Consider the following 24,537-nt stretch of genomic DNA (forward strand, 5'->3'; position numbering starts at 1 on the left):
CTGTTTAAGAACGCTGTCATCCCCGGCAAAAGCCAAGCAATTACCTATCTGGGAGCGCCGGGAATTGATCGGCGGGATCCCCGCTTTTACGCCGCAATGCTCATGAACCACATCTTGGGGGGAGATACGCTGGCTAGCCGCCTGGGCACAGAGATTCGCGATCGCCAGGGATTGACCTACGGCATCCACAGCTTCTTTAGTGCCACTCGTCAGGCTGGACCCTTTCTAATTCAACTGCAAACGGCACCTGAGGACACTGCCAAAGCAATTCAAGCAACCCTGCAACTTTTGCGGGAGGCGCGCCGCCAAGGACTGACCACAGCTGAACTGGAAGCCGCCAAGCGCAGCCTCAGCAATACTTACCTTGTGGAGTTAGCCAATGTGGATGTGCTGGCGCGGACGCTTTTGGGGAATGCCTCTGTGGAATTGCCTCCCGAAGAACTTCAGGCCTTTGGCGATCGCTTGCAGGCAGTGACTCTAGAACAGGTCAATCAAGCACTGCAGGAGCTGATTGATCCCGACCACCTTGTCATTGTAACCGCCGGTCCTGCAGTATCCTTTAACCCGTGACATACTCCCGACCCTCACGCTTCGCCTAAAGGGCGGGCTTCTCCAGTCTTTCCACCTGCGCGTTTTATAGTGAGCCGATGCCCTAGGCCCACTTTGTTGACCCCAAAATATTGCCGCAGCATGTTATTTTCCGGATTAAGCGTGTACGCTCATCCTGAAAACTGCTGAGCTAACAGAGGTCAACGGTGAGGCCGAACCCATCCACATCCTGTTTTGGCACTGCCCAAGTTCACGCACAACCTGAAGTCTGTCTCTAGTTGCAGGCTGCGGGTAAAAAAGTTCCATGGGAAGTTGGTGCTTGGGAATGAGTCCTACTTCATCGCCAGTGGTGCAGCGGTCACCGTATCCGTCTTGAAGTGGTACATTGAGCAGCAAGATTTCCCTTCGGGAGAACGCGGGGCTTCCCGCCAATTAACGAAAACCTAAAACCATGTTCAACCTCAGCCTTAGCCTCTACCAACTGGAACAGTGGGCCAACCAATGGGTGACGGGTCAACTGAGTCACCTCACTCCAATCAGTATGGGGATTGTCTTTCTTGCGGGACTCCTCACCAGCCTCACCCCCTGTACTCTCTCAATGTTGCCGATTACAGTTGGCTACATTGCTGGCTATGCCACAAAACAAAATGGCTCTGTCATCCGTCAATCCCTCTGGTTTGCCTTAGGTCTAGCAACCACCCTGACGGTGTTGGGCATGGTGGCTGCCGTTGCTGGTCGCATCTATGGCCAAGTGGGGTGGGGATTGACCCTCTTTGTCAGTGTTGTGGCGATTCTCATGGGATTAAACCTACTCAATGCCCTACCGCTGACATTTCCCCGCAGCCGCTTCCTCGAAGAATTGCCCGATCGCGTTCCTGCGGGTCTGCAGGCCTATACCTTGGGGGCAACCTTTGGCTTGGTGGCAGCCCCCTGTAGTACCCCTGTGCTAGCAACCCTGCTGGCCTGGGTGGCCACAACCCAAAAGCTAGGGGTAGGGGCAGGGCTGCTCTTGGCCTACACCAGCGGCTATGTGGTGCCCTTGATCTTGGTGGGGGCTTTTAGTGGGGTATTGCAGAAGCTGCTGGCGCTACGGCAGTGGTCAAGCTGGATCACGACGCTGAGCGGCCTGTTGCTGATTGCCTTTGGCGTCTTTGCCTTAGTCACTCGGCTGTAACAATCCTGAGGACTCACTCAGTCATGCCAGCACCTCTAGACGAAATTTGGGGACGGATGAGCACAATGGGGGTCTGCTCGTCGGCGTTGCCAGCGGGATTTTTCTTGAGGGCAGCGGTGAGGAGCTGGTGAGAGACCCCTTGGCTAGCAGCAAGAACTTCAACTGCGCCCAAGTCGTTGACATCTACAATGGCGATACCTAGCCCTGTTTGGGCGGCAAGGTCATCCACAATGGCTTGAGAGTTGACTGGCCCCATGACAATGAATTGATCGTAGGGAGGCAGTGTGCCGGTGACATCATCAATGAGGCGAGCCTGCTTTCCAGCTAGTTGATAAAAGCCTCCCTTGTGGCCAAAGATTTTGGCGATCGCCCCCCCCAGAAAAGCAAAGAGCACCCGCAGCGTTCCCACCTCCTCCACAAGGGCTTGCATACCGCAGGCAGTGGCCAAGCTGGAGGTGGGCAAAAAAAACTGACACACCCGTGTGGCCACCCAGCCGGGGCGAAGCTGGGCCGGATCCTTGAGGCGGCCTTGAATAATGGCAAGGGGCGTTTCACCAATGGCCACAATATCCCCCGCCTGAGCATGGGGCATCACATAGCGATTCAGCACCTCTAGGGGGATATCCAAAGGCGTCAGTAAATGGGTTCGCACAGGCAACACTTGACACCCTTCCGCTTGGCGCCAAATTCCTGTTTCTCCCTTAGGAGGAAACTTGAGAGGGATAAACTCATGGTGGGTTTTGGGAAAGCGGCCGTGGGGACCGTAGGCAACGTAGTGAATCTTGACCCAAGCGGCCTTTACCTCGCTGACCCCTAGCCCCTGCAGATCCACGCAGAGTTCAACATGGGTTTGCTTGGTGGCCTTGACAATGTAGGCAAACCAATAGCCATCTGCACGGGGAGGAAACTCTGGCTCTGGGTGGCGCGGGATTACCTGCACTGCGGTTTGGATTTGTTCCACACTGCCCTCGGACAACAGCACCACCTCTGCCCGCAGCTCCGGCACCATGACCTCAATCCCGCGGTGGGGATTGCTGAAGCCCAATAGCCCCACAAACCGATAGTGGGTTGGCTCATAGATTTCCAGATTCCAAGTGGCACGGATCACCTCTAGGGGATGGGCAGGCCGCCGACGATAGCGCCACTCCAAGCCAATTGCCACCAAAACGGCTAGCAATCCGAAGGCAGCTACCCCTATCCCGACAATTGTTGTCATCAACCCGTGTCCCATACCACTGCATTTCCCGTATTGCTAGATTACAAGCAGTTAGGCATTTTTGGAGTGATTGAATTTTGCAGTGGCAAGAAGTTCGTGGCAATTGGCTGTGCTTGCCCCAGCGTCCCCTGGGGTGGATTCACTTTTTAGGCGGAGCCTTTGTGGCGGCTGCGCCTCAGGTCACCTATCGGCGTCTGTTGGAGTACTTGGCAGAAGCCCACTACGGCATCATTGCCACTCCTTTTGTGAATCACTTTGACCATGGGGCGATCGCCCTTGAGGTGCTCCACAAACTGGACTACGCCCTCGATTGGCTTGTGCACCGCGGCGGCTATCCACCGGCGCTGCCGATTTACGGCCTTGGCCACAGTATGGGCTGCAAGCTCCACTTGCTCATTAATAGCCTCCACGATGGCGATCGCGCCGGCAACATTTTCTTGGCGTTTAACAACTACGCCGCTGCCCAATCCATTCCCGGCTTAGACAATCTGACCCCCGTAGGCGTCGAGTTTAGCCCCACTCCCGCCGAAACCGAGGCACTCATCCAGCAGCAGTACCCCGTCCGCCGCAACCTGCTCATTCGCTTCCAAGACGACGACATTGATCAAACCCCCCGTCTACGCAGCCTTCTCAGAGCCAAATTTGGCGATATGGTCACCGCCTTGAAACTGCCAGGCAATCATCTTACCCCCCTCAGCCAAGACCTCAAGTGGCAAGTGGGAGCGGAATTTTCCCCCTTGGATGCCGTGGGTCAGTGGATTAAGCAGCGTCTTTTTCCAGAAATGCAAACTCTTGAAGAATGCCTGTTGGCATGGCTCAATCCCCTCAGTACTGTCCGTCGTTGCCGCCCCTAACATGGCACAATCGCATAAAGAACCCCTGCACAAAAAAGGACTTTGCCTGTGACTGTTGCCCTCTCTACTGCTGCTCGCCCCAATTCCCGCGGCTACTTTGGCCGCTTTGGGGGTCAGTACGTGCCCGAAACGCTGATGCCCGCCCTCAGCGAATTGGAAGCGGCCTTTGCCCACTACCGCCACGACCCTGACTTTCAAGCAGAGCTGCAGCACCTGTTACAGGACTATGTGGGTCGTCCTAGCCCCCTCTACTTTGCAGAGCGCCTCAGTGCCCACTATGCCAATGACCAAGTCCAGCCGCAGATTTATCTCAAACGGGAAGACCTCAATCACACCGGTGCCCACAAGATCAACAACGCCCTCGGCCAAGTACTCTTGGCTCAACGTATGGGCAAACAGCGCATTATTGCTGAAACAGGAGCCGGTCAGCACGGCGTAGCCACAGCAACAGTCTGTGCCCGCTTTGGCCTCCAATGCGTCATCTACATGGGGGTTCAGGACATGGAGCGGCAGCGCCTCAACGTGCTACGGATGCGTCTATTGGGCGCAGAGGTGCAACCCGTCAGCGCGGGCACAGGAACACTCAAAGATGCCACCTCCGAAGCCATTCGCGATTGGGTGACCAACGTGGAGACAACCCATTACATCCTTGGCTCAGTGGCAGGTCCCCATCCTTACCCTCTGTTGGTGCGGGAATTCCATGCCGTAATTGGCAAAGAGACGCGCCAGCAGTGCCTTGCAAAATGGGGCGGGCTGCCGGATATTCTCCTTGCTTGCGTCGGGGGAGGCTCCAATGCCATTGGACTGTTCCATGAATTTGTTGAAGAACCACAAGTGCGCTTAATTGGGGTTGAAGCCGCAGGTCAAGGGTTGGACACCGGCTACCATGCTGCCACCCTCACCAAGGGAGAAGTGGGGGTGCTCCACGGGGCAATGAGCTACTTGCTGCAGGATGAAGAAGGGCAGGTGGTGGAGGCTCACTCCATTAGTGCCGGCTTAGACTATCCGGGGGTCGGGCCAGAGCACAGCTACCTCAAGGACATTGGTCGGGCAGAATACTACAGTGTCACCGATGCCGAGGCTGTGGCCGCCTGTGTCCGCCTTGCCCAGTTGGAGGGAATTTTGCCAGCCCTAGAGACTGCCCATGCCTTGGCCTATCTGGAAACCCTTTGTCCACAACTGACGGGACAACCGCGGATTGTCATTAACTGTTCAGGACGGGGCGACAAGGACGTGGAAACCATTGGCCGCTACTTTCAGGGGCAGTAAGGCTAGGGTATTCTGAAGGCGTACAATTTTACGGTGGCAACAATGGACGGGGGCAATCCCATAGTTGTTTTTACGGTTTTGCTGGCCGTTATTTTAGTGATTCCCCCCCTGTTTGAGCGGTTGCGCCTGCCGGGGTTGGTGGGGCTGCTCCTTGCCGGTGTTCTCCTTGGCCCCAATGGGCTACAGTTTTTGGAGCACAAGAGTGAAACCATCCAGCTCCTCTCTAACATCGGCAAGGTTTACTTAATGTTTGTGGCCGGTCTAGAAATTGACCTCAGCCAGTTTCGCAGAACCCGCCATCGTTCGGCAGTCTTTGGCTTTTTCACCTTCATCGTACCCATTATTACCGGAATCATCATTGGGCGCTGGTTTGGTTTTGGCTGGAATAGCTCCCTGCTGATTGGCTCAATCCTTGCTTCCCACACTCTGCTGGCTTATCCGATTGTGCGACGGCTGGGGGTTGTCCAAAACGAAGCCGTCACTATAACCATTGGAGCCACGATTTTTACCGATACAGCCGCCCTAGTGATTTTGGCCATTTGCGTGGGCATTCACAGGGGGGAATTTACGCTGCTGACGCTCCTTCATCAACTGATTACCCTCAGCCTTTACTGCTTTTTGGTGCTTTGGGGCTTTGATCGCGCTGGCAAGGAGTTTTTCCAGCGATCGCGCGACGATCAAGGAAATCAGTTTCTTTTTATTCTTTTGGCATTGTTTGTTGCTTCTGTTGCTGCCCAAGTCATTGGCGTTGAGCAAATTGTGGGTGCTTTCTTGGCCGGTTTGGCCGTCAATGATGTTCTCGGCGAGAGTCCCGTCAAGGAAAAGGTGGAGTTTATTGGCGGTGTGCTTTTTATCCCCTGTTTCTTTGTGGATATGGGGTTGTTGATTGACATTCCCGCCTTTGTTGAAACCCTCAGTTCAATTGGAATTACGGCGGCGATTGTCGTGGGTCTAATGGGCAGCAAATTCGTTGCCGCTTGGCTTTCGGCGCTGTGGTACCGCTACACGCCCATTGAGATGCTGACCATATGGTCGCTGTCCTTACCGCAGGTGGCGGCTACCCTGGCAACAACACTGGTGGGATTTCAAGAGGGCATCTTGACCAAAGATGTGCTCAACAGTGTTCTTGTCCTAATGGTGGTGACTTCGATTCTAGGCCCGATGATTACCGCTCGCACCGCCAGTTGCCTTCCCATTCCTCAGCCGCAACAGGAGGACATTGAGGAGCTGGCCAATTGGTGGGATGGCAGTGAGGAGGCTCAGCCCCATCCCTTTACCGTCGTGGTGCCCATCCATAATCCCCAAACCCAGCGATCGCTTGTGGAATTGGCCGCACTTTTGGCTCGCCATGAATCTGGGCGGGTGGTGCCAGTAACAATTGTCCCTGCTCAGGTGCACATGGACGATCCCCAGCTCGATGCTGCGCTCAACCGCGGTCGTAAACTTACGCGCCGCGCTGTGGAACTGGCCGAGGTCTATGGCGTCGAAGCAACTGCCGCCCTGCGCATTGATGATGATGTTGCCCTAGGGATTAGTCGCTTTAGCCGCGAACAGAATGCCAGTTTAATTGTGTTGGGGTGGTCAGAAACCGGCAGTTTGCGAGCACGGCTCTTCGGCAATGTCATTGATAGGGTTCTTTGGTCAAGTCCTTGCCCGGTGGCCATTACTCGGCTGCTAGATGCACCGGAACACATTGGCTCGATTTTGGTACCCACGCGGGACCTCACCCCCAGTACGTTGCGGATCGTCAGATTTGCCCAAGCTTTAGCCAGTAGTAGCCAAGCCAAAGTGGTGCTGCTGCATGTCTTTTTAACCAACACCCCCCCAGAGCAAATAGGACAGTTTGAACAGGATTTGCGCAATATCCTGCAAGAAACCGGCGGGGCGATCGCCACCGACATTCAAACTGTTGCCAGCAACAACATTGCTAGCACTATTCTCCAAGAAGCGCAAAACTGTGATCTTGTCCTGATGCGCTCCATTCGGCGGGGCACAGCGGGCGGCATGGCGGTTAGTGACATTACCACCCAAGTCATCCGCCAAGTACAGACCTCGATTATTCTTTTTGGCGAACCCCACCGCCTCAGTTAAAACTCGGCATTGCCCGGCGTCCGCGGAAAGGGAATCACATCACGAATGTTGTCCATTCCCGTCATAAACTGCACAAGGCGCTCAAAGCCTAGGCCAAAGCCCGCATGGGGCACACTGCCATAGCGGCGCAAGTCCAAGTACCACCAGTAGGGAGCAGGGTCTAGCCCTTGGCTGGCAAGCCGCTGCTGCAACACTTCCAGCCGCTCTTCCCGCTGCGAGCCGCCAATAATCTCACCAATTTTGGGCGCTAGAACGTCCATGGCCGCCACAGTTTTGCCATCCTCGTTTAGGCGCATATAGAAGGCCTTGAGTGTAGCCGGATAGTCATAGACAATCACGGGGCGCTGGCAGTACTCCTCCGCTAGATAGCGCTCATGCTCTGACTGCAAGTCCAGCCCCCAAGCCACTGGAAACTCAAAGGGGCGGCTACTCTTTTCAAGGATTTGGATGGCCTCTGTGTAACTTAAGCGGGCAAAGGATTGGCTGGCCATCTGCTCAGCGGTGGCCATGACGCTATTGTCAATGCGCTCTTGAAAGAAGGCCAAATCCTCTGCGCAGTGGTCAAGTACAGAGCGAAAGACAAACTGTAAAAAGGCTTCCGCCAGCTCCATATCCCCCTTGAGGTCACAGAAGGCCATTTCCGGTTCCACCATCCAAAACTCCGCCAGGTGGCGCGAGGTATTGGAATTTTCAGCGCGGAAGGTAGGACCAAAGGTATAGACATTGGTCAAGGCCGTGGCCATAATTTCCGCCTCCAATTGACCACTCACCGTGAGGTAGGCGCGGCGACCAAAGAAGTCTTGACTAAAGTCAATCTCCCCCGCCGGCGTTTTTGGAGGCTGAGCCAAATTCAGTGTTGTTACGGTAAAGAGTTCCCCTGCTCCTTCGCAGTCACTGGCAGTAATGATTGGCGTGTGCACCCAGAGGAAGCCCCGTTCCTGAAAGAATTGGTGAATGGCCATAGCACAGGCATTGCGCACACGCATCACGGCGCCGAGGGTATTGGTTCGCGGTCGCAGATGGGCAATCGTGCGCAGAAATTCAAAACTGTGGCGTTTCTTTTGCAGGGGATAGCTCTCGGCATCTGCAGCCCCCCAGAGGTGCATCTGCTGGGCATGGAGTTCTAGGGCTTGCCCCTTGCCGGGAGACAGCACCAGTTCGCCCCTAAATTCTACAGCAGCTCCTGTGGTCAGGTTTTTTATCCAAGGGGTAGCGGCGGCCAAGGTGTTGGGGATAACTACCTGCAGCCCAGCAAGAGTTGAGCCATCGTTGAGGTTGACAAAGGTACATTCTTTGAGTTCGCGCTTGGTGCGCACCCAGCCTCGGACGGTCACGCGATCGCCCAGTTGACCTCGATGGAGAATGTCTTTAATCCGCTGTTGCATTTGCTGATTCCCTATAACTGCACAATAGTTACCCCACGACCCCCCTCTTCGGGAGGGGCAAGGGTATAGTTCTCAACGCTGGGGTGCTGATCTAAAAATTGATGCACAAAGCGGCGGAGGGCACCACTGCCATGGCCATGGATAATCCAAACGGTTCCCTCTTGGCGGTTGAGGAATTCCTCTAGGAGAGGTTCTGCCTCGTGGGTACGCTTGCCCCGCAGGTCAAGGGTACGGCTTTCAGTGCGAATAGTCGGTACTTTGGGGGGGGCTGGGTCGGGGCAAGGCTTCTGCTGATTTTGTTTAGAGGGCAGGTGTACCGGTTCTCCTTGAAGGGATTCAACAGCATGGGGCGGCACTGTAAATTTCACGTTCCCCACTTGGACAACGATATCCCCCTGCCGGCTGACGCTGAGAACCTCGCCCACCTGTTGCCATTGGGGTAAGCGCACGCGATCGCCCGGCTGGGGAATAAAGCCAACGGGCGGGGGTGGGGGTAAATAAGTGTTCTCGATTCGATGCAGCGCCGCTTGGGCGGCTTGAACCTGTTCGGGACTGTTGGCCCTTTGGAGTTGGGCAATCACTTTGGCAATTTGCCGTTGCGCCTCATTGAGGGCAGTGCGTACTTGCTCCTCCTGTTGTTGGCGCAGTTGCTGTTGCCGCTGGCGCAGTTGCTGGGCTTGGCTGGCAATTTCTTGGTAGAGGGCTTCAGTGTCACGAAGCAGTGCCGCTGCCGCCGTGGTTTTGGCCTCTTGGGCTTGGCGTTGGCTCACTAGTCCCAGAATCATCTCATTGACACTGTTCCTCTCACTGTGGAGACAGGCTTTAGCCTCTTCAACAATGCTGGGGTACAGCCCCAACCGCTGGGCGATCGCTAGGGCATTGGATTGGCCGGGAATGCCCCACAGCAGCCGGTAGGTCGGGGCTAGGGTCTGCTCGTCAAACTCCACAGCGGCATTTTCAAAGCGGCTGTCCTGATACTTGAGGGCCTTGAGTTCGCCATAGTGGGTTGTGGCAAACGTGAGACTGGCGTGATCTGCCAGATAGCGCAACAGGGCGATCGCCAGCGCTGTGCCTTCACTGGGATCGGTGCCTGCCCCCACTTCATCAAGCAACACCAGTGTATTGCCGCCTGCAACCTCTAGCTCCGCCAAAATATCGCGGATATTGCAGATATGACTGGAAAAGGTGGACAGGTTTTGGGTGAGGGACTGCTCATCGCCAATGTCTGCCCAAATGCCCACAAACCAAGGCAACTCTGCGGGTGCAGCCGCCGGCACATACAGCCCCGCCTTGGCCATGAGGGCTACCAATCCCAATGTTTTCAGCGTTGCTGTTTTCCCGCCGGTATTCGGACCTGTAATCGTGACCACCTTTGTGGGGGGCTGCAATTCAAGATCAATTGGCACCACCGTCTGCCCCTGTTCGTGCTGCTGTTGCCAGACCAACAGGGGATGGCGCAGCGCTTTTAAGTGCAGCCGCGTCTCGCCGACAAACTGGGGTGGATTGCCCTGCAACCAGAGACTGTAGCGGGCACGGGCAACTGCCATATCGAGGCTTGTCAGTACATCGAGCAAATACCACAGATCGTCACTGATGGTGGCCAATTGATCCGAGAGGGCTTGGCAGATGGCACGCTCGGCCTCGGCTTCCTGATGGACAAGCTGTTGCAGGCGGTTTTGTAGCTCAATGGTTTCCTGTGGCTCAATGTAGAGGGTGGCGCCACTGGCGGAAAGATCGTGGACAATTCCGGGAATCTGGTCTTTGTGGGTGGCTTTCACTGCCAACACATAGCGATCGCGCCGTTGTGTAACCACCGCCTCCTGAATTGCACTGGCTCGCTGCTGCAAAATTTGCTGTAGGTGCTGTTGGATCTGGGCGCGGCATTGCCGTTGCTGTTGGCGAATCTGCGCCAATTCGGGACTGGCGCGATCGCTCACTTGCCCTTGATCCGTAATACAGCGGTAGATCTCTTGGGCGACCTCCGGATAGGTGCGGACGCCGGCCACTAGTCGTTGCAGTTCCTGCAGTTGCTCGTGTTCCTCAATTTGCCGCCGCTGTTGTCGCCCAGCACTCAACAGGTGGGCGATCGCTAGGAGTTCACTTCCCTGCAAGCAGCCCCGATGATCCAACCGCTCAAGGGCAGGTTCAAGATCCGTCACCTGACTGAAATCTAAGCGCACTTGGTGCACCGTTTCCAAGGCAATGACTTCTGCGGTTTGCGCCAACAGCACCTGAGTGGCTGCCGGGGTGCCAGCCAAAATTTCGCCCGACTGTAGCTGACGCATTCCCCGCTTTGTCGAAGCAAACGTTGCCAACTGCTGACACAGACGCGGCCACTCTAGCCGCCCTAGGGATTTATCGAATGCACTAATTTGTGACGCTGTAACAACCAATGTTCGCCATCTGCTGAAAACACTACTCTCACTGACTGTAGCACTGCTTACCCATCGGTGCAGCCGTTCTAGAAGACAATCCCTGACATCTCCATATCCACAGCATTTTGCAGTTTCAGGAGTGTACTGGTGAGGGCTTCAGAATCGAGGTAGGGCCACTCGAGGGCTTGGGCAATTGTTTGCAATCGCTCTGTAATGCTCGTGAGTTCAGAAAAAATATTGTTGTGGGGCAAACCCGCAAAGAGTGCCATCGCGCCTTGATTGACCGCCCACTTGCACTCCGATGCATGGACATGGGTGCGCATACCACTGAGAAGAATGACATTTATTTCTGGATAGTGCTGGCGATACCGGCGACAAAAATCGTAGGGATTGGTTTTGGGCATTCCCAAATCCAAGAGCAATAGGCTGATTTTGCAGTTGAGGGACTCCACATGGGCAATAATTTTTTCTAGCTCAAAGTGAGAAGTTGCCCAAATTGTCGAAATCCCTTGGGAGTTCAAGACTTCCCGCCACATTTGCCCTTGGGTACGCGAAGAGTGGGTCATCAGCACCGTGACTTGACCCTTGCTCTCATGGGAGTGGTTGGTGTAGGAGTGAAGACTCGCTGCATCCCGCAAGTCAATGTATTCCAGTTCTGACTCACCAATGGAAATGCAATCGCCGTGTTTGAGAATATGGGGTGCGTGAATACGGCTATTGCCAATGAATGTCCCGTTCATGCTCTTGAGGTCGGTCAAACGGTAGGAATGATCCGCTTGACGTTCAATGCGAATGTGATGCCGCGAACACCAGCGATCGGGCAAGACAATATCACAATCTTTACTTCGACCAATTTGCCAAACCGGCAACTGCTCCAACACAATAGAACGTTGCATGTAAATTGAATGTAATAACAACCGGGGTGTGGGTGCCGCTAGAATTAACTCACTGGGACGCATGAACCCCCGCTGCTGTTCACCAGAGCGAGTCGGCGATTGTAGGTGGGGAACATAGGTACCGGGGTGGTTGGCCGAAGCATCCATGGGAGCAGCTAAAGAAAACACTAAATTGAGTTGATGATTATGCTGTTTATCCTAACGTTGTTGAGCAGTAAGGAACTACTCTCATCTTAATGTCAATAGAATGGCAGGAGTCCCTCTACAGGTTGCTAAAGCGTACTCGTTATGAGTATGATTGAGTAAGACAGGACAGTTCAATGACTGTCAAAGGAGACCGCTATGAGTGCAACAACAACACTGAAAGAGCAAGTGCTGACAACACTGAAACGGGAACAAGCCAATGCAGTGGTCATGTATTTGAACTACAAAAAGTACCATTGGTTGACCTATGGCCCTTTGTTTCGGGATTTACACCTGCTCTTTGAAGAACAGGGGGCAGAGGTTTTTGCCATGATTGATGAACTGGCCGAGCGCAGCCTGATGCTCGATGGCCAACCCGTGGCAAATCCAGCAGACTACCTAAAGGTGGCAACGGTAACCCCCTCCAGTGCCCAACTTACGGTTAAGCAAATGATTGAGGAGGCGATCGCTAACCATGAGCTGATTATTACCGAAATGCACCAAGATGCCGAAATTGCCACTGATGCTGGCGATATTGGTACCGCCGATCTCTACACCCGCTTGGTGCAAACTCACCAAAAACATCGCTGGTTCCTGAAAGAGTTCTTAGCCAAAGGCGATGGCTTGGTGAACTAGGGAGTTGAGCCTCTAATTGCGAATCACCCCATTGTAGTTAACAGTGGTACGTCCGTCAGGCGCCACGGTGACCACTGTTTCAATGCTGGGCAGCGGCTGCGGAACTCCGTTCTTGACCCTGTAGCCTAAAACACGAAATGTATAGGAGCCATCTGCATTACGGACGTAGGGTGCTTGGCGCACAGGGCCGTGCATCGAGGCGTCAGCACGATAGCGAGTCAACCCCCCATTGACTCGTTCTGCGGCTTGGCGAGCATAGTTTCGCGCACGAATTAACTCAGCAATATTCAACACTTCAGAACGGGTTCCTTGGGCTAGGGTGCCAGTAATAGGCAAAAAAACAGCACTCACAAGGAAAATTCTGCCTAGCGTGGCCATCCTTGCTCTAACTGCCCATTGCCAGCGGCTGCTTCCCATACTTCAGTTTCCCAAGCGCGCATTGCTCAATTATTCTACTGAATGCGTGGGAAAAAGATTTCGTTTAATAATAAAAATAATAACAGCACCTGTTAACATTTTAGATATTTTGTTAAGCTTGCTTAAACTGTTTGCCAAGCAACCTTTGGATTCATTGAGGATAACCTACTATTGGGATAGGTAGGGTCTTCCTCTTGCTGAGATCTTGAAACCGTGAAATAGAGAGCGTCAGCAACACCGCACCTTACCAATATTAATTGAGTTGATTTTCTAGAAGAGGTGCTTTATGGCAATTAATGCAGCAAAACTTCAAGCAACATTACAAAAATTTGTTGCTGATGCCAGTAATGTCCAAGGGGCAGCACTGGTTTCCCCCGATGGCTTGACGTTGGCAGCAGCGCTACCCACAGGAATGGATGATGAGCGAGTGGCCGCCATGTCAGCGGCGATGCTGTCCTTAGGCGAACGGATTGGTCGAGAGCTGAGTCGGGGTCAAATTGAGCGGATTCTTGTCGAAGGGACGAATGGCTATGGCATTCTTACTAGCTGTACCGAGGAGGCAGTATTGCTGGTATTGGCAGATGCAGCAGCCAAACAGGGCATTATTAACCTTGAAATTAAGAATGTCATTGCTGAACTGCAACCGCAGCTAACAGGAGGATTGCAATCAGTGGGTGTTTAACTGTCCCTGTCCTTGCCGAAGGAGGAAAGTAGCGCCATGGAAATCATGCGGATTGTCATTACTGGGCCAGTGGGGGCAGGGAAATCTACATTTATTCGCACGATTAGCGAAATTGAACCGGTCGATACCGATCGGAAAGCTACGGATGAAGTGGGGAGTTGGAAACAGAAAACCACAGTGGCAATGGATTTTGGCCGACTACAATTTGGTCCCAATGTAGCTTTGCACCTCTACGGCACGCCGGGGCAAGAGCGGTTTGATTTCATGTGGGAAATTTTGATTCGCAAGGCTCATGCCTTTATTCTCCTGGTCAGTTCCCACCGTCCCCAAGACTTTCGAGCCGCCCGTCGCATTTTGGCCTTTATGCGCCACCGTGCCAAAATTCCTATGGTGATTGGGCTGAGTCATGCGGATAACCCAAATGCTTGGCCGCCGGAGGATATTGCGATCGCCCTAGGCTATCTCAGCCCCCACAATCGCCCACCCATGGTACAGGTGAATGCCCTTGACCCAGGTTCTGTTGCCGCGGCCATGATGAAACTCATTGAAACCTATGCCAAACACCAAGCCGAACAACTGAACTGGGATGCTGTGAGGCACTAGTTGATTTTCAAGGGGGTAGGGACTGAAATTCATACGAAGGGGGAAACCAAATGAAAATCACTGGTTATCTATCTGAATTTTCCTTAGGGGAAATCTTTCGCTTTCTAGAACAGGGGCAAAAAACAGGGTGTCTTTCGATCAAGCCGGTTGAAACAGAGACCCTATCTATTGCACCGCTTAAGCACCACTACATTTTCTTTCGCTTAGGTCAGATTGTAGCAGCCACCCACGAACTTGACCATCAAGGCCTGCAACAGCTTATTGACCAACGCGGCTTCATCCGTGTTACAACGATTCACCGGCTTTTAAAGCTATATCCCCTCAACCAGCCGCTTGGCCTGCTGCTGAAAACCCAAGGAGCTTTGGATAGCCAACAGTTGCAGTTGCTCTTTAAGCAGCAAGTGCTCACACCGATTCCAGAGTTGTTTAGTCTTGCTGAAGGATGGTTCAAGTTTGATGCCAATCACCCCTTGCCGTTAGCGGAAATGACGGGCTTGAGCGCACCGCCGCGAGATGTGGCCTTAGCAGGTTTGCGGCTCCTGCGAGATTGGACACCTCTGATGGACAAGTTGCCCTTGCCCGATTCAACGGTGATTAGTTTGAGTGAAGGGCAACCTCCCTGTCACTTGAACCCTGTAGAATGGCGGGTCTGGGAATATGTGGACAAAACCGTCACCTTAGAGGGAATTGCCCAAGCCCTCAATTTACCCGTTCTAGAGGTGCAAAAAATCTGTTTTCGACTGATGGTGGCTGGCTTAGTGGAGGAGATTCCCAATATCAGCACCGAACCATCCCCCTCCTCACCAACACCGCTGCCCCAGCCTGCAGAGGAGAGCAGCGGATCCCTAAGTCAATCATTTCTTATGGGCGTGCTGTCATTCTTGAAACCTAAAGCCATGAAAGGAGGTTGACCATGACGGAAGTGACGCGTATTGAATGGACAGAAGCGTTGAAAACAAGCCATGCCGGCCTTGACAACCAGCACAAGGAATTGTTGGCCATGGTCAATGAGCTAGGAGAGGCCATTCAGCAGGGACAGGGAGCAGCAGCAATAAAGCGCATTTTTGCCTGTGCTTTGGCCTATGCCGATTGGCACTTTCGCTATGAAGAGGAGCTGGCTGCCAAATATCAATGTCCGATTGCTGAACGCAATCTCCGAGAGCATGAGGCTTTCCGTCGGCTGATTGCCAAGTTTGAGCAGGAGTATAAAGCTGCACGGACAGCAGAACTGTCAGGCCAAGGCAGTTCAGATGCAGTGGAAGCTTTAGCAGTGAACTTTCACAAGCAATTGACAGACTGGACAGTTAGCCACATTGCAGTTGTGGATAAGCAAATTGGCGAGTACGTTAGTGCTGTAACAGCAGACAAGGCCAAGGCGGCAACTGCCTGTTAAACTCAACATAAACTCAACATTATGTCTAGGAATGAGAGGCATGGCTCTTACCTACTTTGAATGGACCAATGATTTAAAAACAGGTGTGGCAATGATTGATGCTCACCACCGCGAACTGGTGGAGGCAGTCAATGATCTTGCTGGCGCAATTCATCGCGGTGAGGGGCGAGGGGCAGTTCAGCGACTGCTTGCCTTCCTGAAGTACTACGCCGAGTGGCACTTTGAGAAGGAAGAAAGCTGTGCTCACCAAGCGCAATGCCCTTTGGCCGAGACCAACTGTCAAGCCCATCGCCAGTTTCTGGTACTTCTGAAAGACTTTCAAAGTGCCTATCGCCAATCGTCCGACGATGAGTCTCTGGCTATTCGCCTCCATGAAAGCCTTGCCAATTGGCTTGTCAGCCATATTATGAAAATTGACAAGAAAATTGGTGAGTACCTCAATGCTCAGTCGCCGTCAATTTCCTGAGGGGCGGAGGAAGCCTATTGTCCAGTGCTAGGGAGGCGCAAAAAAGTGGACTTATTTCTTGGGGCTACGCTAGCTACAATAGAGGAATAGGCAGAGAAAGAGTTGGGTCAAGCTTAAGGAGGGGGTATGGCGGTTACACACCACTATTCGCCAGAGTATATTAACCACCTCACACCACAGGATGTGGCTGCTTTGGCACGGCGATTGGAGGAAGATGACTATGACACCCCCTTTGCAGCTTTGGAGGATTGGCATCTGCTGCGGGCGATTGCCTTCCAGCGGCCTGAACTGGCAGAACCTTATCTGTATCTATTGGATTTAGAGGCCTTTGACGAGTCCTAGTCCTACAGGAGTGCCCCATCTCCTGGTGGGGGTGGGGGGTGGCATTGCCGCCTATAAAATCTGTGAGGTCATTTCCCACCAGGTGAAAGCAGGGTGGGAGGTTGCAGCAATTCTTTCGGAGACAGCAGCGCAATTTATTACCCCTTTGACCATTTCTACGCTGTGCCGCCAATCGGTCTATACTGATCAGGACTTTTGGCATTCCCAAGCCCCCCGTCCTCTCCACATTGATCTCGGGGAATGGGCAACTCTACTGCTGATTGCTCCACTGACGGCAAACACGCTGGCAAAACTGGCGCTGGGACTGGCGGACAATCTTCTCACCAGTACGGTGTTGGCCTCAAAGATACCGATTTTAGTTGCCCCGGCCATGAATACCACCATGTGGGAGCAGCCAACAGTACAGGCTCATTGGCAGCAACTACAACAGCAGTCGCGCTACCACTGTTTGCCCCCCCTCTATGGCCGTTTGGCCTGTGACACTGTGGGAGTGGGGCGGATGGCCGAGCCGACGGAGATCATTGCCTATCTGGACTCTTTGGCCTATACCCAGGGCAGACGGGATTTAGCTGGAAAGCATCTGCTGATTACGGCCGGCGGCACCCGTGAGTATTGGGATGCGGTGCGCTTCATTGGCAATCCGGCAACGGGAAAAATGGGGATTGCGCTAGCCAGAGCAGCCCTTCATCGCGGCGCAACGGTGACGTTGATTCATGGGGCGATCGCCGAACCCATTCCTCCACAAGTCACGGCCATTGAGGCAATTGACAGTGAAAGTATGCTGCAGGCCGTCAAGAAAGCTTGGCCAGAAGCGGATTGGCTGGTTATGGCCGCGGCGGTTGGGGATGTCCGCCCGGCACAACAGTGGTCGGGAAAGCTCCCCAAATCGGAGTTGCCCATGGCCTTACCCCTACGTGCGGTGCCCGATATTTTGCAAATGGCAGCTCAAATGCGCCAGCCTCACCAACGTCTGATTGGTTTTGCTGCTCAAACCGGAGATATTGTGACGCCTGCCCGTGAAAAGCTAGAACGTAAGGGCCTGGATTTGATCGTGGCCAATGCTGTGGATCAAGTGGATTGTGGCTTTGGCACTGTTGAAAATGCCGCTGTAGTACTGGATCGTCGGGGGCGATCGCGCTCCCTTGCCAAGGCACCAAAGTTAATTTTGGCACACCAAATCTTTGATCTTGCCCAAGAGTGGCTGACATGAGCGATGGCCTTACGGTCGTGCCTTTACCTACGCCAATGCAGCGGGCGATCGCTGCCGCTGAAACCCTCGACTCCCTTGCTACTGTTGTCCAAGAACTAGTGGAAAATGCCCTTGATGCGGGTGCTAGTCGCATTCATCTTCAGTGGCACCCCTCAGCATGGCACCTTGAGGTTACAGACAATGGCGAAGGGATTCGCCAAGCCGATTTAAGCCAAGTTGCCCTTCCCTATACCAGCAGTAAGTTACCCAGCAGTGGGGAATTCGCCGACATCACCACCCTAGGCTTCCGTGGTCAAGCCCTTTACAGCTTGGCACAAATGGCACAGTTAACCATTTGCAGTCGCCATCGCGAGGCAGATACGGGTTGGCGGGTCAGGTATGATGCCCAAGGCCAAGTCCACAGCCTTCGTCCTCTAGGCATGGCCGTGGGGACTCGCGTCATTGCTGAACAAATTTTTCAAGACTGGCCGCAACGTCAGCAGGAAACTAACCCAAAACAGATCCAGCGGCGCCTTCAGGAAATTGCCCTTTGTTTCCCACAGGTGGCTTGGCATCTCCTGAAGGATGGCAAACCGTGGTGTCACTGGCCGGCGGTGGCTTCTTTGGGCGATCGCCTGCTGCAACTGGTTCCTCAACTCCATCCCCAAGATCTGCGCCAAATCAACGATGCCCAGATTGAACTCGTCTTGGTTTCCCCAGATCGCCACCATCGTCCCCGCCCCGATTGGTTAGGGGTAGCAATCAATGGTCGGTGGGTAGAGCTGCACAGCGATCCCTCATGGCAGCAGGTTATTCTTGAAGCCTTTGGGCGCGGGTTGCCGCGGCAGCGCTTTCCTCTGTGCATTGCCCATCTCCATTTGCCCCCAGCGGCAATTGACTGGTCAGCAGAACCGCAAAAGCGCACGATCTATCTACGGGAACCAGAGCAATGGCAAGCTCTTTTGGTAGAGCGCATTGGCCAACTCCTTGCTAGCCCAGCAACTCCTCTGAGTTATGCCAGCAGCTATCAAGTGTTAAAGGCGGCTGAACCACCAAACCGCTATCGGACGCTGCTATCACCTAATTCAAATCAACTTTCTTTCTCAAAACTGAAAGTGGTCGGGCAATTGCACAATACTTACATCATTGTTGAGCAACCGGAAGAGATTTGGCTGATTGAGCAGCACATTGCCCATGAACGGGTACTCTATGAGCAAATTGAAGCCGACTGGCAGGTAGTGGAGCTAGACAAGCCCGTCCTTTTGGAATCCCTGACCGAAGCCCAAGTGCAACGCCTGCAGGACTGGGGTTTGGCGATCGCCCCCTTTGGGGTACAGGTTTGGGCTGTGCGCAGTGTTCCTGCTCTGCTGCGCGATCGCCCCGACATTGCGGCTGCTCTCATGGAACTCAGCCAGGTGGCGGATCTAACCGCTGCCAAGGTGGCCGTTGCCTGTCGCAGTGCCATTCGTAACGGCACGCCCCTCACCCTCGTAGAAATGCAAACCCTTGTGGATGAGTGGCATCGCTGCCGTCAACCCCACACCTGTCCCCATGGTCGCCCTATCTGTCTGCAACTACAAGAATCTAGCCTTGCTCGGTTTTTCCGCCGCCACTGGGTGGTGGGCAAAAGTCATGGCATCTAGCCAAATGGGCAATCTTGCAGAGGGGTGAAGGCGTGGAGATCTGCCCCTTGGCGCAGACAGTACCGCAGATGCATCAGTAGTCGCCCCAGATAATTCGAGCCTTGGCGATCGCCCCCACAGCCCCAATAGCTATCTACCGGGGAATCCTCCACTAGTTCTTCGTCACCGGTTGACAGGAGCAGTTCTTGAAGATCGGGATGGGTGGTAAATTTGGCAACAAGGGCACGCCACATGACCGGCCGTTTCAGTTGCTCCCACTGGGGATGAACGGGGTAGCGACCACTGCGACCGAGTTGGGCAGCCGCTTCAGGGGTTGGGGCAATGCGAATGACATGACCAAAGGCCTCATGGGCGGTTCCCAAGAATTTATGGGCTTGGTAGTAGTGCTCTGCTGTTGGCCAATAATAGCCCTCTAGGGTAAACCCGTGGGGAGAGAAATTGGAAAAACTGCCGTAGGCATCCTTGACGCGATAAAAGTAGATTGTCATTGCCAACCGCGTTCCCGTACCCCTTGATGACCTAAGCATTGATGACGACTGAGATCATCATGCCCCAAATACAGCCCCTTTCGCAGGGACAAAACTGGGTTAAGATAGCCAATTCTTGCTAAGATCAGCCTCATGGGTATCTTAAGACCTAATGTTGTTTTGGGGTTCGATATGAAACGATTTTGGGCGATGGTTTCTGCACTTTTGCTGAGTGTGTCACTGCTACTAACTAGTTGTGCCAATGTGCCCACTGGGTTAACAGGGAATTTCCGTGAAGATACCCTTAGTCTCATTAGTAGCCTGCGAGAAGCGATCGCCCTACCAGATAATGACCCCAACAAAAAGGCGGCTCAAGCAGATGCCCGCAAAAAGCTTAATGATTTCTTTGCTCTCTATCGTCGCGATAACTCCCTGCGATCCCTCTCCTCTTTTATGACAATGCAAACTGCCCTCAATTCCCTTGCGGGGCACTATAGTTCCTATCCCAATCGTCCTCTGCCTGAGAAGCTCAAAGCTCGCCTCGAACAGGAATTTAAGCAAGTCGAACTTGCCCTTGAGCGCGAAGCCAAGTCCTAGCGCCGATGGGGGATAAGCTCTATACAAACATTCCTATTGAGGAATGTGGCGAACCCCTAGCGCCTATTCCTCCTACCTTTCTGCGGCTGGAACCCCATCCTTATCAAAGCCTTGGTGCCCCCTATGGCACAGCTTCCCCTTTTTATTTGCGAGTAGGCGTGATTGCTGCCCTTGAGCGTGCCCAAGCATTCCTAAAGCCTTATGGTTGGCAATTGGCAATTTTTGATGCCTATCGGCCAGTTGTGGTGCAGCAGTTTATGGTAGCGCATACCTTTGCTACCCTCTGTCGGGAAGGAGGACACAATCCAGAGCAACTTGAGCCAGCGATCGCCAGTCAGATTTGGCAACAGGTTTATCAGTTTTGGGCCGTCCCCAGTTTAGATCCGCAAAAACCACCTCCCCACAGCACGGGGGCTGCTGTTGATCTGACCCTTGCCGATGGAGAAAACCGCCCCTTGGACATGGGGGGAGTCATTGATGAGATCTCTGAGCGCTCTTTTCCCGATTTTTACAGTTGCCATCCTGAGCAGACCAATGCTATCTGCTTTGCTCAACGTCGCCAAATTCTCCATCAAGCAATGCACTGTGCAGGTTTTCAACGCCATCCTAACGAGTGGTGGCACTTTTCCCTTGGGGATCAGTTGTGGGCTTGGCAAATTCAGCAACAAACCGGCCAACAAAACATCATTGCCCGCTATGGCCAAATTGATCCTTGTGGCTATCTAATCACCTAGAGCTTATTGAGATTCAAGCCAGCTTCTTTGGCAAATGCACTCAGGCCCTTGCGCTCAAGGGTTTTAATTGCTTTGGCAGAGAGGCGCAGTCGTACCCAACGCTTGCCCTCTGGCCACCACACCCGTTTCCATTGCAGATTTACTTCTTGCAGTCTTTTTGTCCGCCGGTGGGAGTGGGAAATAGCGTAGGCGTTATTTGCTTTTTTTCCGGTTAGTTGACAAACGCGGCTCATTGATTTTCTCCCCTGCAAGGCAATGTGATGCAAAATCAGCAAGACCTCTAGCTTAACATATTCCAGCGTAGAGGAAATGGCCTATTTGAAGGTTTCCTTGAGGACGGTGCGCGCCGCCAAGTGGTTACGAGTGGTGGTTAAAATTTCTGCTTCCCGCAGTAGGCGATCGTAGGTGGACTGTAGCTCTAAGAGGCGTTGCTGCTCCTGAGCGACACCGCGAAAATTACTGGCAATCCAATAGGAAAGTTCAAGGGCGGTTGTCGGCACATCTGGGGGCAGTTCCATGGGTTGCTCCGTCAGTTTTGCCGAGAGGCGCACCACATCCTCGAGCAGTTGTCGCACTTCCTCAGCCAAGGGGCGCAGATCAAGGCTGGTGGGTTCATCCTCAATCCACTCCACCAGTCCAACGCGATAGGGTTTTTCGCGTACATAGTCAAGGATGCGAAACCGCTGCTGACCAAGGGAATCAATGAGCATCCGGTCATCGGGAAGCCGTTCGTAGCGACGCACTTCCGCACAACAGCCCACCGTTGCTGGTCGTCCCGTTTGTGGATTCCACATCACGATGCCAAATCGGCGATCGCTCTCGAGAATCGTATTCATCATGATGCGGTAGCGAAATTCAAAAATGTGGAGCGGCAGCGGTCGCCCCGGAAAGAGGACAACATCCGGTAAGGGAAAAATGGGGAGTTCGCGAACGGCAATGGACGAAAAAGCCATAATGACAGCTCATAGAAGCCAATACCTCTATCGTACCGTACTTTGAAGGCTTGCTAGGATGCGGAACCGGGGACTTGAACCCCGAAGTCCTTGCGGACACTAGAACCTGAATCTAGCGCGTCTACCAATTCCGCCAGTTCCGCTTTTAATATGCTCTGTTCAGCGATCTTCTATTATCTTGGGTTTAACGGAGTTCTGTCAACTCATTATTTCATCTTGCCTTTGAAGGTGAGCACAAAAGGCTGACCATCCAATTCACCATTGCCCGCCAAATTACGAATGGATTGCTGAGTGCCGTAACGGATATTGAGAGTGCCATTGGCATTGGCCATGCCAGAACTGGTCAAGCGAATACGCAGGTTGTAGGCATCTTGCTCAATGACGTGACCAGAGAAGGAAATGGAGTTGCCATTAGCCAACTGCATATTGATGTCCGCCACTTTTTGCGGATCAATCATGAGGCTCATAAACATCACCTTTTGACTCGGACGGCCACTCATGCGAAATAACCCCTCGCCCCTCTCAGCGTAGAAGATGGTTTCTGCGGGTCGTACTTGCTGAGCCACTCTGACGGGGACTTGCAGGGGAATCGTATAAGTGTTCGCTCCAGCGCTGAGAGCAAGAAGGGTTGCTACAATAATGCTGCTCACGGGCAATATCCCTATTCGTTCATATTGGTTATGACGCTTCAAAAGCGTGAATTGTGCCCAAAGAGACGCATTCTATCCTCAGACTGTTCTCAACCTGCGGTGGGCTACCTTAATTTACAGCCGTTCAAGGGGTGTCATCCGCGGATCAACTACTTTTTGCCCGCGTCGCGGGAAACGAATGGCCAAGGAGAGCTTTGAACCAGTATCAAAAACATGGGTAATTTCCCCTTCGCCATAAACAGGATGGAGAATGCGATCGCCCACCCGCCAAAGGGAGGCAGTGGACTTGTTCAAACGCGAGGGGGATGCTTCGATGACAGAAGCCACTTTGGATCGTCGTTGGAGATTGCCCGTCAGCAGTTTAGGGGGTAGCTCCCCTAAAAATTGTGAAGGAATCGTATCCTCACTTCTGCCGTAGAGGCGACGGCTTTGGGCATAGGTGAAAAACAGTTGTTCTTGGGCACGGGTAATGCCGACATAGCAAAGGCGGCGTTCTTCTTCAAGGGCCATGGGGTCGTTGAGGCTGCGGAAGTTGGGAAAGAGTCCCTGCTCCATGCCCACCAAAAAGACCACGGGAAATTCTAGCCCCTTGGCGGCATGCAACGTCATCAGAGAAACAACGCCCTCTCCCCCTTGCAATGAATCCAAATCCGAGGCAAGGGCAGAACTGTTGAGAAAATCACTGAGGCTTGCCCCCTCATTTTCTTCACTAAATTGCTGGGCTGCGTTAACCAATTCCATGAGGTTTTGCAGCCGCTCTAGGCTTTCATCGGTGCCCTCGTTTTCTAATTCGCGGCGGTAGCCTGTCTCTTCAATTACGGTTTTGACCAGTTCAGGCAGGTCAATATCGTCCACAAGGGAGCGCAGGCGGGTTATGAAGGCAACAAATTGCTGCACCGCACGGCTGGCTCGCCCTGCCAAAGGCGTCATAGACTCGGTATCCACAATTAAGTCCCACAGGGAAATACCAAGGGTTTGCGCAGCGTCATTGAGGCGATCTAAACTGGTTTTGCCAATGCCACGTCGCGGCACATTGATAATTCGCCGCAGACTGACCGTATCTTGGGGGTTTTGCAGCAGCCGCAAATAAGCAAGAATATCCTTGACTTCTTTGCGCTCATAGAACTTGAGACCGCCAACTACGGTGTAGGGAATGTTGGCGCGCACTAAGGCCTCCTCAAAGGGGCGCGATTGGGCGTTGGTGCGGTAGAGAATAGCGAACCGTCCCCATTGGGGTTCGAGGGATTGGCTGCCCAAGGCTTTGATTTTGCGGGCAACAAAATAGGCTTCTTCGGTTTCAGTGTGACAACATTCACAGTGAATGGGAGCACCTTCCCCCTTGGTGGGTCGCAGAACTTTATGAATGCGTTCGTTGGTGTGCTCAATGAGATGATTGGCGGCCTGCAAAATGTTGGCAACGGAGCGATAGTTTTCCTCTAGTTTGATCATTGTGCGGCTATCGTCATCGGGCAGGCGATCGCCAAAATCTTTCTGGAAGTCCATCAAGATAGTGAAATCAGCACAGCGGAAGGAATAAATAGACTGATCCACATCGCCAACCACACAGATGGAGCGATCGCGCCAATTCTGAAACTGTTGGGGTGGGGTGACATTGGTGGCCAGTAGCCGAATGAGATCGTCTTGGGTGCGGTTGGTGTCTTGGTATTCATCCAACAGCATGTGCTGGAAGTGCTGATGCCAGTATGCAAGGCGTTCAGGGTGCTGTCGGAATAGATGCACTGTGCGCAAAATCAAATCATCAAAGTCAAGGGC

Annotated in this window: 26 protein-coding genes and 1 tRNA gene; 16 read left to right on the forward strand and 11 right to left on the reverse strand. The window is 53.3% G+C overall.

Features of this window, described 5'->3' with window-relative positions:
* Positions 1-570: insulinase family protein (locus tag P3X23_RS07670; RefSeq protein WP_300874989.1), on the forward strand; the 570-nt coding region annotated here is incomplete at its 5' end.
* Between the two features lie 430 nt (positions 571-1,000).
* A complete protein-coding gene (locus tag P3X23_RS07675) occupies positions 1,001-1,723 on the forward strand; it encodes a cytochrome c biogenesis protein CcdA (RefSeq protein WP_300874991.1) in 723 nt (240 codons plus the stop codon).
* Between the two features lie 13 nt (positions 1,724-1,736).
* Here P3X23_RS07675 and P3X23_RS07680 read toward each other — a convergent pair whose 3' ends face one another.
* Positions 1,737-2,954 carry a F420-0:Gamma-glutamyl ligase gene (locus P3X23_RS07680; RefSeq protein ID WP_300874994.1) on the reverse strand — a complete coding sequence of 406 codons (1,218 nt, stop codon included), beginning with the start codon at positions 2,952-2,954 and terminating at the stop codon, positions 1,737-1,739.
* Positions 2,955-3,016: 62 nt separating this feature from the next.
* Between P3X23_RS07680 and P3X23_RS07685 the strand changes: the two genes are divergently transcribed.
* The 3 genes from P3X23_RS07685 to P3X23_RS07695 are packed head-to-tail and all read left to right on the forward strand — an operon-like array spanning position 3,017 to position 7,153.
* Positions 3,017-3,793 (forward strand): DUF1350 family protein, encoded by a 777-nt coding sequence (locus tag P3X23_RS07685; RefSeq protein ID WP_300874997.1) that lies wholly within the window; start codon positions 3,017-3,019, stop codon positions 3,791-3,793.
* A gap of 48 nt (positions 3,794-3,841) precedes the next feature.
* On the forward strand, positions 3,842-5,062 hold the full coding sequence (gene trpB, locus P3X23_RS07690; protein WP_300874999.1) for a tryptophan synthase subunit beta: 1,221 nt from the start codon (positions 3,842-3,844) through the stop codon (positions 5,060-5,062).
* Between the two features lie 42 nt (positions 5,063-5,104).
* Positions 5,105-7,153 carry a cation:proton antiporter gene (locus tag P3X23_RS07695; protein ID WP_300875054.1) on the forward strand — a complete coding sequence of 683 codons (2,049 nt, stop codon included), beginning with the start codon at positions 5,105-5,107 and terminating at the stop codon, positions 7,151-7,153.
* Here P3X23_RS07695 and asnS read toward each other — a convergent pair.
* The 3 genes from asnS to P3X23_RS07710 all read right to left on the reverse strand — a co-directional run bounded on the left by asnS (position 7,150) and on the right by P3X23_RS07710 (position 11,956).
* Positions 7,150-8,538, reverse strand: coding sequence for an asparagine--tRNA ligase (gene asnS, locus P3X23_RS07700; protein ID WP_300875002.1), 1,389 nt, complete (start codon positions 8,536-8,538; stop codon positions 7,150-7,152). The two genes, P3X23_RS07695 and asnS, sit on opposite strands and share 4 nt — an antisense overlap.
* Positions 8,539-8,549: 11 nt before the next feature.
* Entirely contained in the window at positions 8,550-10,931 is a 2,382-nt protein-coding gene (locus tag P3X23_RS07705; protein WP_300875005.1) for an endonuclease MutS2, read from the reverse strand.
* 68 nt (positions 10,932-10,999) lie between these two features.
* Entirely contained in the window at positions 11,000-11,956 is a 957-nt protein-coding gene (locus P3X23_RS07710) for an FHA domain-containing protein (protein ID WP_300875008.1), read from the reverse strand.
* A gap of 195 nt (positions 11,957-12,151) precedes the next feature.
* Between P3X23_RS07710 and P3X23_RS07715 the strand changes: the two genes are divergently transcribed.
* Positions 12,152-12,628: a DNA starvation/stationary phase protection protein gene (locus tag P3X23_RS07715; protein WP_300875011.1), complete on the forward strand. Its 477-nt coding sequence runs from the start codon at positions 12,152-12,154 to the stop codon at positions 12,626-12,628.
* A gap of 12 nt (positions 12,629-12,640) precedes the next feature.
* Here the strand turns inward: P3X23_RS07715 and P3X23_RS07720 are convergent, their stop codons facing one another.
* Positions 12,641-12,979: a hypothetical protein gene (locus tag P3X23_RS07720; protein WP_300875014.1), complete on the reverse strand. Its 339-nt coding sequence runs from the start codon at positions 12,977-12,979 to the stop codon at positions 12,641-12,643.
* A 352-nt stretch (positions 12,980-13,331) separates the two neighbouring features.
* Between P3X23_RS07720 and P3X23_RS07725 the strand changes: the two genes are divergently transcribed.
* From P3X23_RS07725 to mutL, 8 genes are all read left to right on the forward strand, one after another.
* On the forward strand, positions 13,332-13,727 hold the full coding sequence (locus P3X23_RS07725; RefSeq protein ID WP_300875017.1) for a roadblock/LC7 domain-containing protein: 396 nt from the start codon (positions 13,332-13,334) through the stop codon (positions 13,725-13,727).
* Positions 13,728-13,763: 36 nt separating this feature from the next.
* On the forward strand, positions 13,764-14,330 hold the full coding sequence (locus P3X23_RS07730; protein ID WP_300875020.1) for an ATP/GTP-binding protein: 567 nt from the start codon (positions 13,764-13,766) through the stop codon (positions 14,328-14,330).
* Between the two features lie 50 nt (positions 14,331-14,380).
* On the forward strand, positions 14,381-15,241 hold the full coding sequence (locus P3X23_RS07735; RefSeq protein ID WP_300875022.1) for a DUF4388 domain-containing protein: 861 nt from the start codon (positions 14,381-14,383) through the stop codon (positions 15,239-15,241).
* Between the two features lie 2 nt (positions 15,242-15,243).
* The gene (locus P3X23_RS07740; protein ID WP_300875025.1) at positions 15,244-15,723 is read left to right on the forward strand and encodes a bacteriohemerythrin; all 480 of its coding nucleotides are present in this window, start codon (positions 15,244-15,246) and stop codon (positions 15,721-15,723) included.
* 40 nt (positions 15,724-15,763) lie between these two features.
* Positions 15,764-16,189, forward strand: a complete 426-nt coding sequence (locus tag P3X23_RS07745; RefSeq protein WP_300875028.1) for a bacteriohemerythrin — start codon at positions 15,764-15,766, stop codon at positions 16,187-16,189.
* A 126-nt stretch (positions 16,190-16,315) separates the two neighbouring features.
* Positions 16,316-16,531 (forward strand): DUF2555 domain-containing protein, encoded by a 216-nt coding sequence (locus tag P3X23_RS07750; protein WP_300875031.1) that lies wholly within the window; start codon positions 16,316-16,318, stop codon positions 16,529-16,531.
* Positions 16,518-17,741, forward strand: coding sequence for a bifunctional phosphopantothenoylcysteine decarboxylase/phosphopantothenate--cysteine ligase CoaBC (gene coaBC, locus P3X23_RS07755; RefSeq protein WP_300875033.1), 1,224 nt, complete (start codon positions 16,518-16,520; stop codon positions 17,739-17,741). Before P3X23_RS07750 ends, coaBC begins: the two co-directional genes overlap by 14 nt.
* Positions 17,738-19,363: a DNA mismatch repair endonuclease MutL gene (gene mutL, locus P3X23_RS07760; protein WP_300875034.1), complete on the forward strand. Its 1,626-nt coding sequence runs from the start codon at positions 17,738-17,740 to the stop codon at positions 19,361-19,363. Before coaBC ends, mutL begins: the two co-directional genes overlap by 4 nt.
* Here mutL and P3X23_RS07765 read toward each other — a convergent pair.
* Positions 19,360-19,851, reverse strand: coding sequence for an NADAR family protein (locus P3X23_RS07765; protein WP_300875037.1), 492 nt, complete (start codon positions 19,849-19,851; stop codon positions 19,360-19,362). The genes mutL and P3X23_RS07765 overlap by 4 nt on opposite strands.
* Positions 19,852-20,022: 171 nt before the next feature.
* Here P3X23_RS07765 and psb27 point away from each other — a divergent pair, with 171 nt between their 5' ends.
* Positions 20,023-20,427, forward strand: coding sequence for a photosystem II protein Psb27 (psb27, locus tag P3X23_RS07770; protein WP_300875040.1), 405 nt, complete (start codon positions 20,023-20,025; stop codon positions 20,425-20,427).
* Positions 20,428-20,432: 5 nt separating this feature from the next.
* Positions 20,433-21,161, forward strand: a complete 729-nt coding sequence (locus tag P3X23_RS07775; RefSeq protein WP_300875043.1) for a M15 family metallopeptidase — start codon at positions 20,433-20,435, stop codon at positions 21,159-21,161.
* On the opposite strand, the gene rpmB is transcribed toward P3X23_RS07775, so the two are convergent.
* The 5 genes from rpmB to P3X23_RS07800 form a co-directional block, all read right to left on the reverse strand.
* Entirely contained in the window at positions 21,158-21,394 is a 237-nt protein-coding gene (rpmB, locus tag P3X23_RS07780) for a 50S ribosomal protein L28 (RefSeq protein ID WP_300875045.1), read from the reverse strand. The two genes, P3X23_RS07775 and rpmB, sit on opposite strands and share 4 nt — an antisense overlap.
* Positions 21,395-21,475: 81 nt before the next feature.
* Complete coding sequence (locus P3X23_RS07785) at positions 21,476-22,114, reverse strand: LON peptidase substrate-binding domain-containing protein (protein ID WP_300875047.1); 639 nt, start codon at positions 22,112-22,114, stop codon at positions 21,476-21,478.
* Between the two features lie 59 nt (positions 22,115-22,173).
* A tRNA-Leu gene (locus P3X23_RS07790) sits at positions 22,174-22,257 on the reverse strand.
* 63 nt (positions 22,258-22,320) lie between these two features.
* Entirely contained in the window at positions 22,321-22,764 is a 444-nt protein-coding gene (locus P3X23_RS07795) for a hypothetical protein (protein ID WP_300875049.1), read from the reverse strand.
* A 114-nt stretch (positions 22,765-22,878) separates the two neighbouring features.
* Positions 22,879-24,537, reverse strand: a 1,659-nt coding sequence (locus P3X23_RS07800) for a 3'-5' exonuclease (RefSeq protein ID WP_300875052.1), incomplete at its 5' end; no start/stop codon positions are given.

It is taken from the genome of Thermosynechococcus sp. Uc (assembly GCF_029335995.1).
Classification (GTDB): Bacteria; Cyanobacteriota; Cyanobacteriia; order Thermosynechococcales; family Thermosynechococcaceae; genus Thermosynechococcus.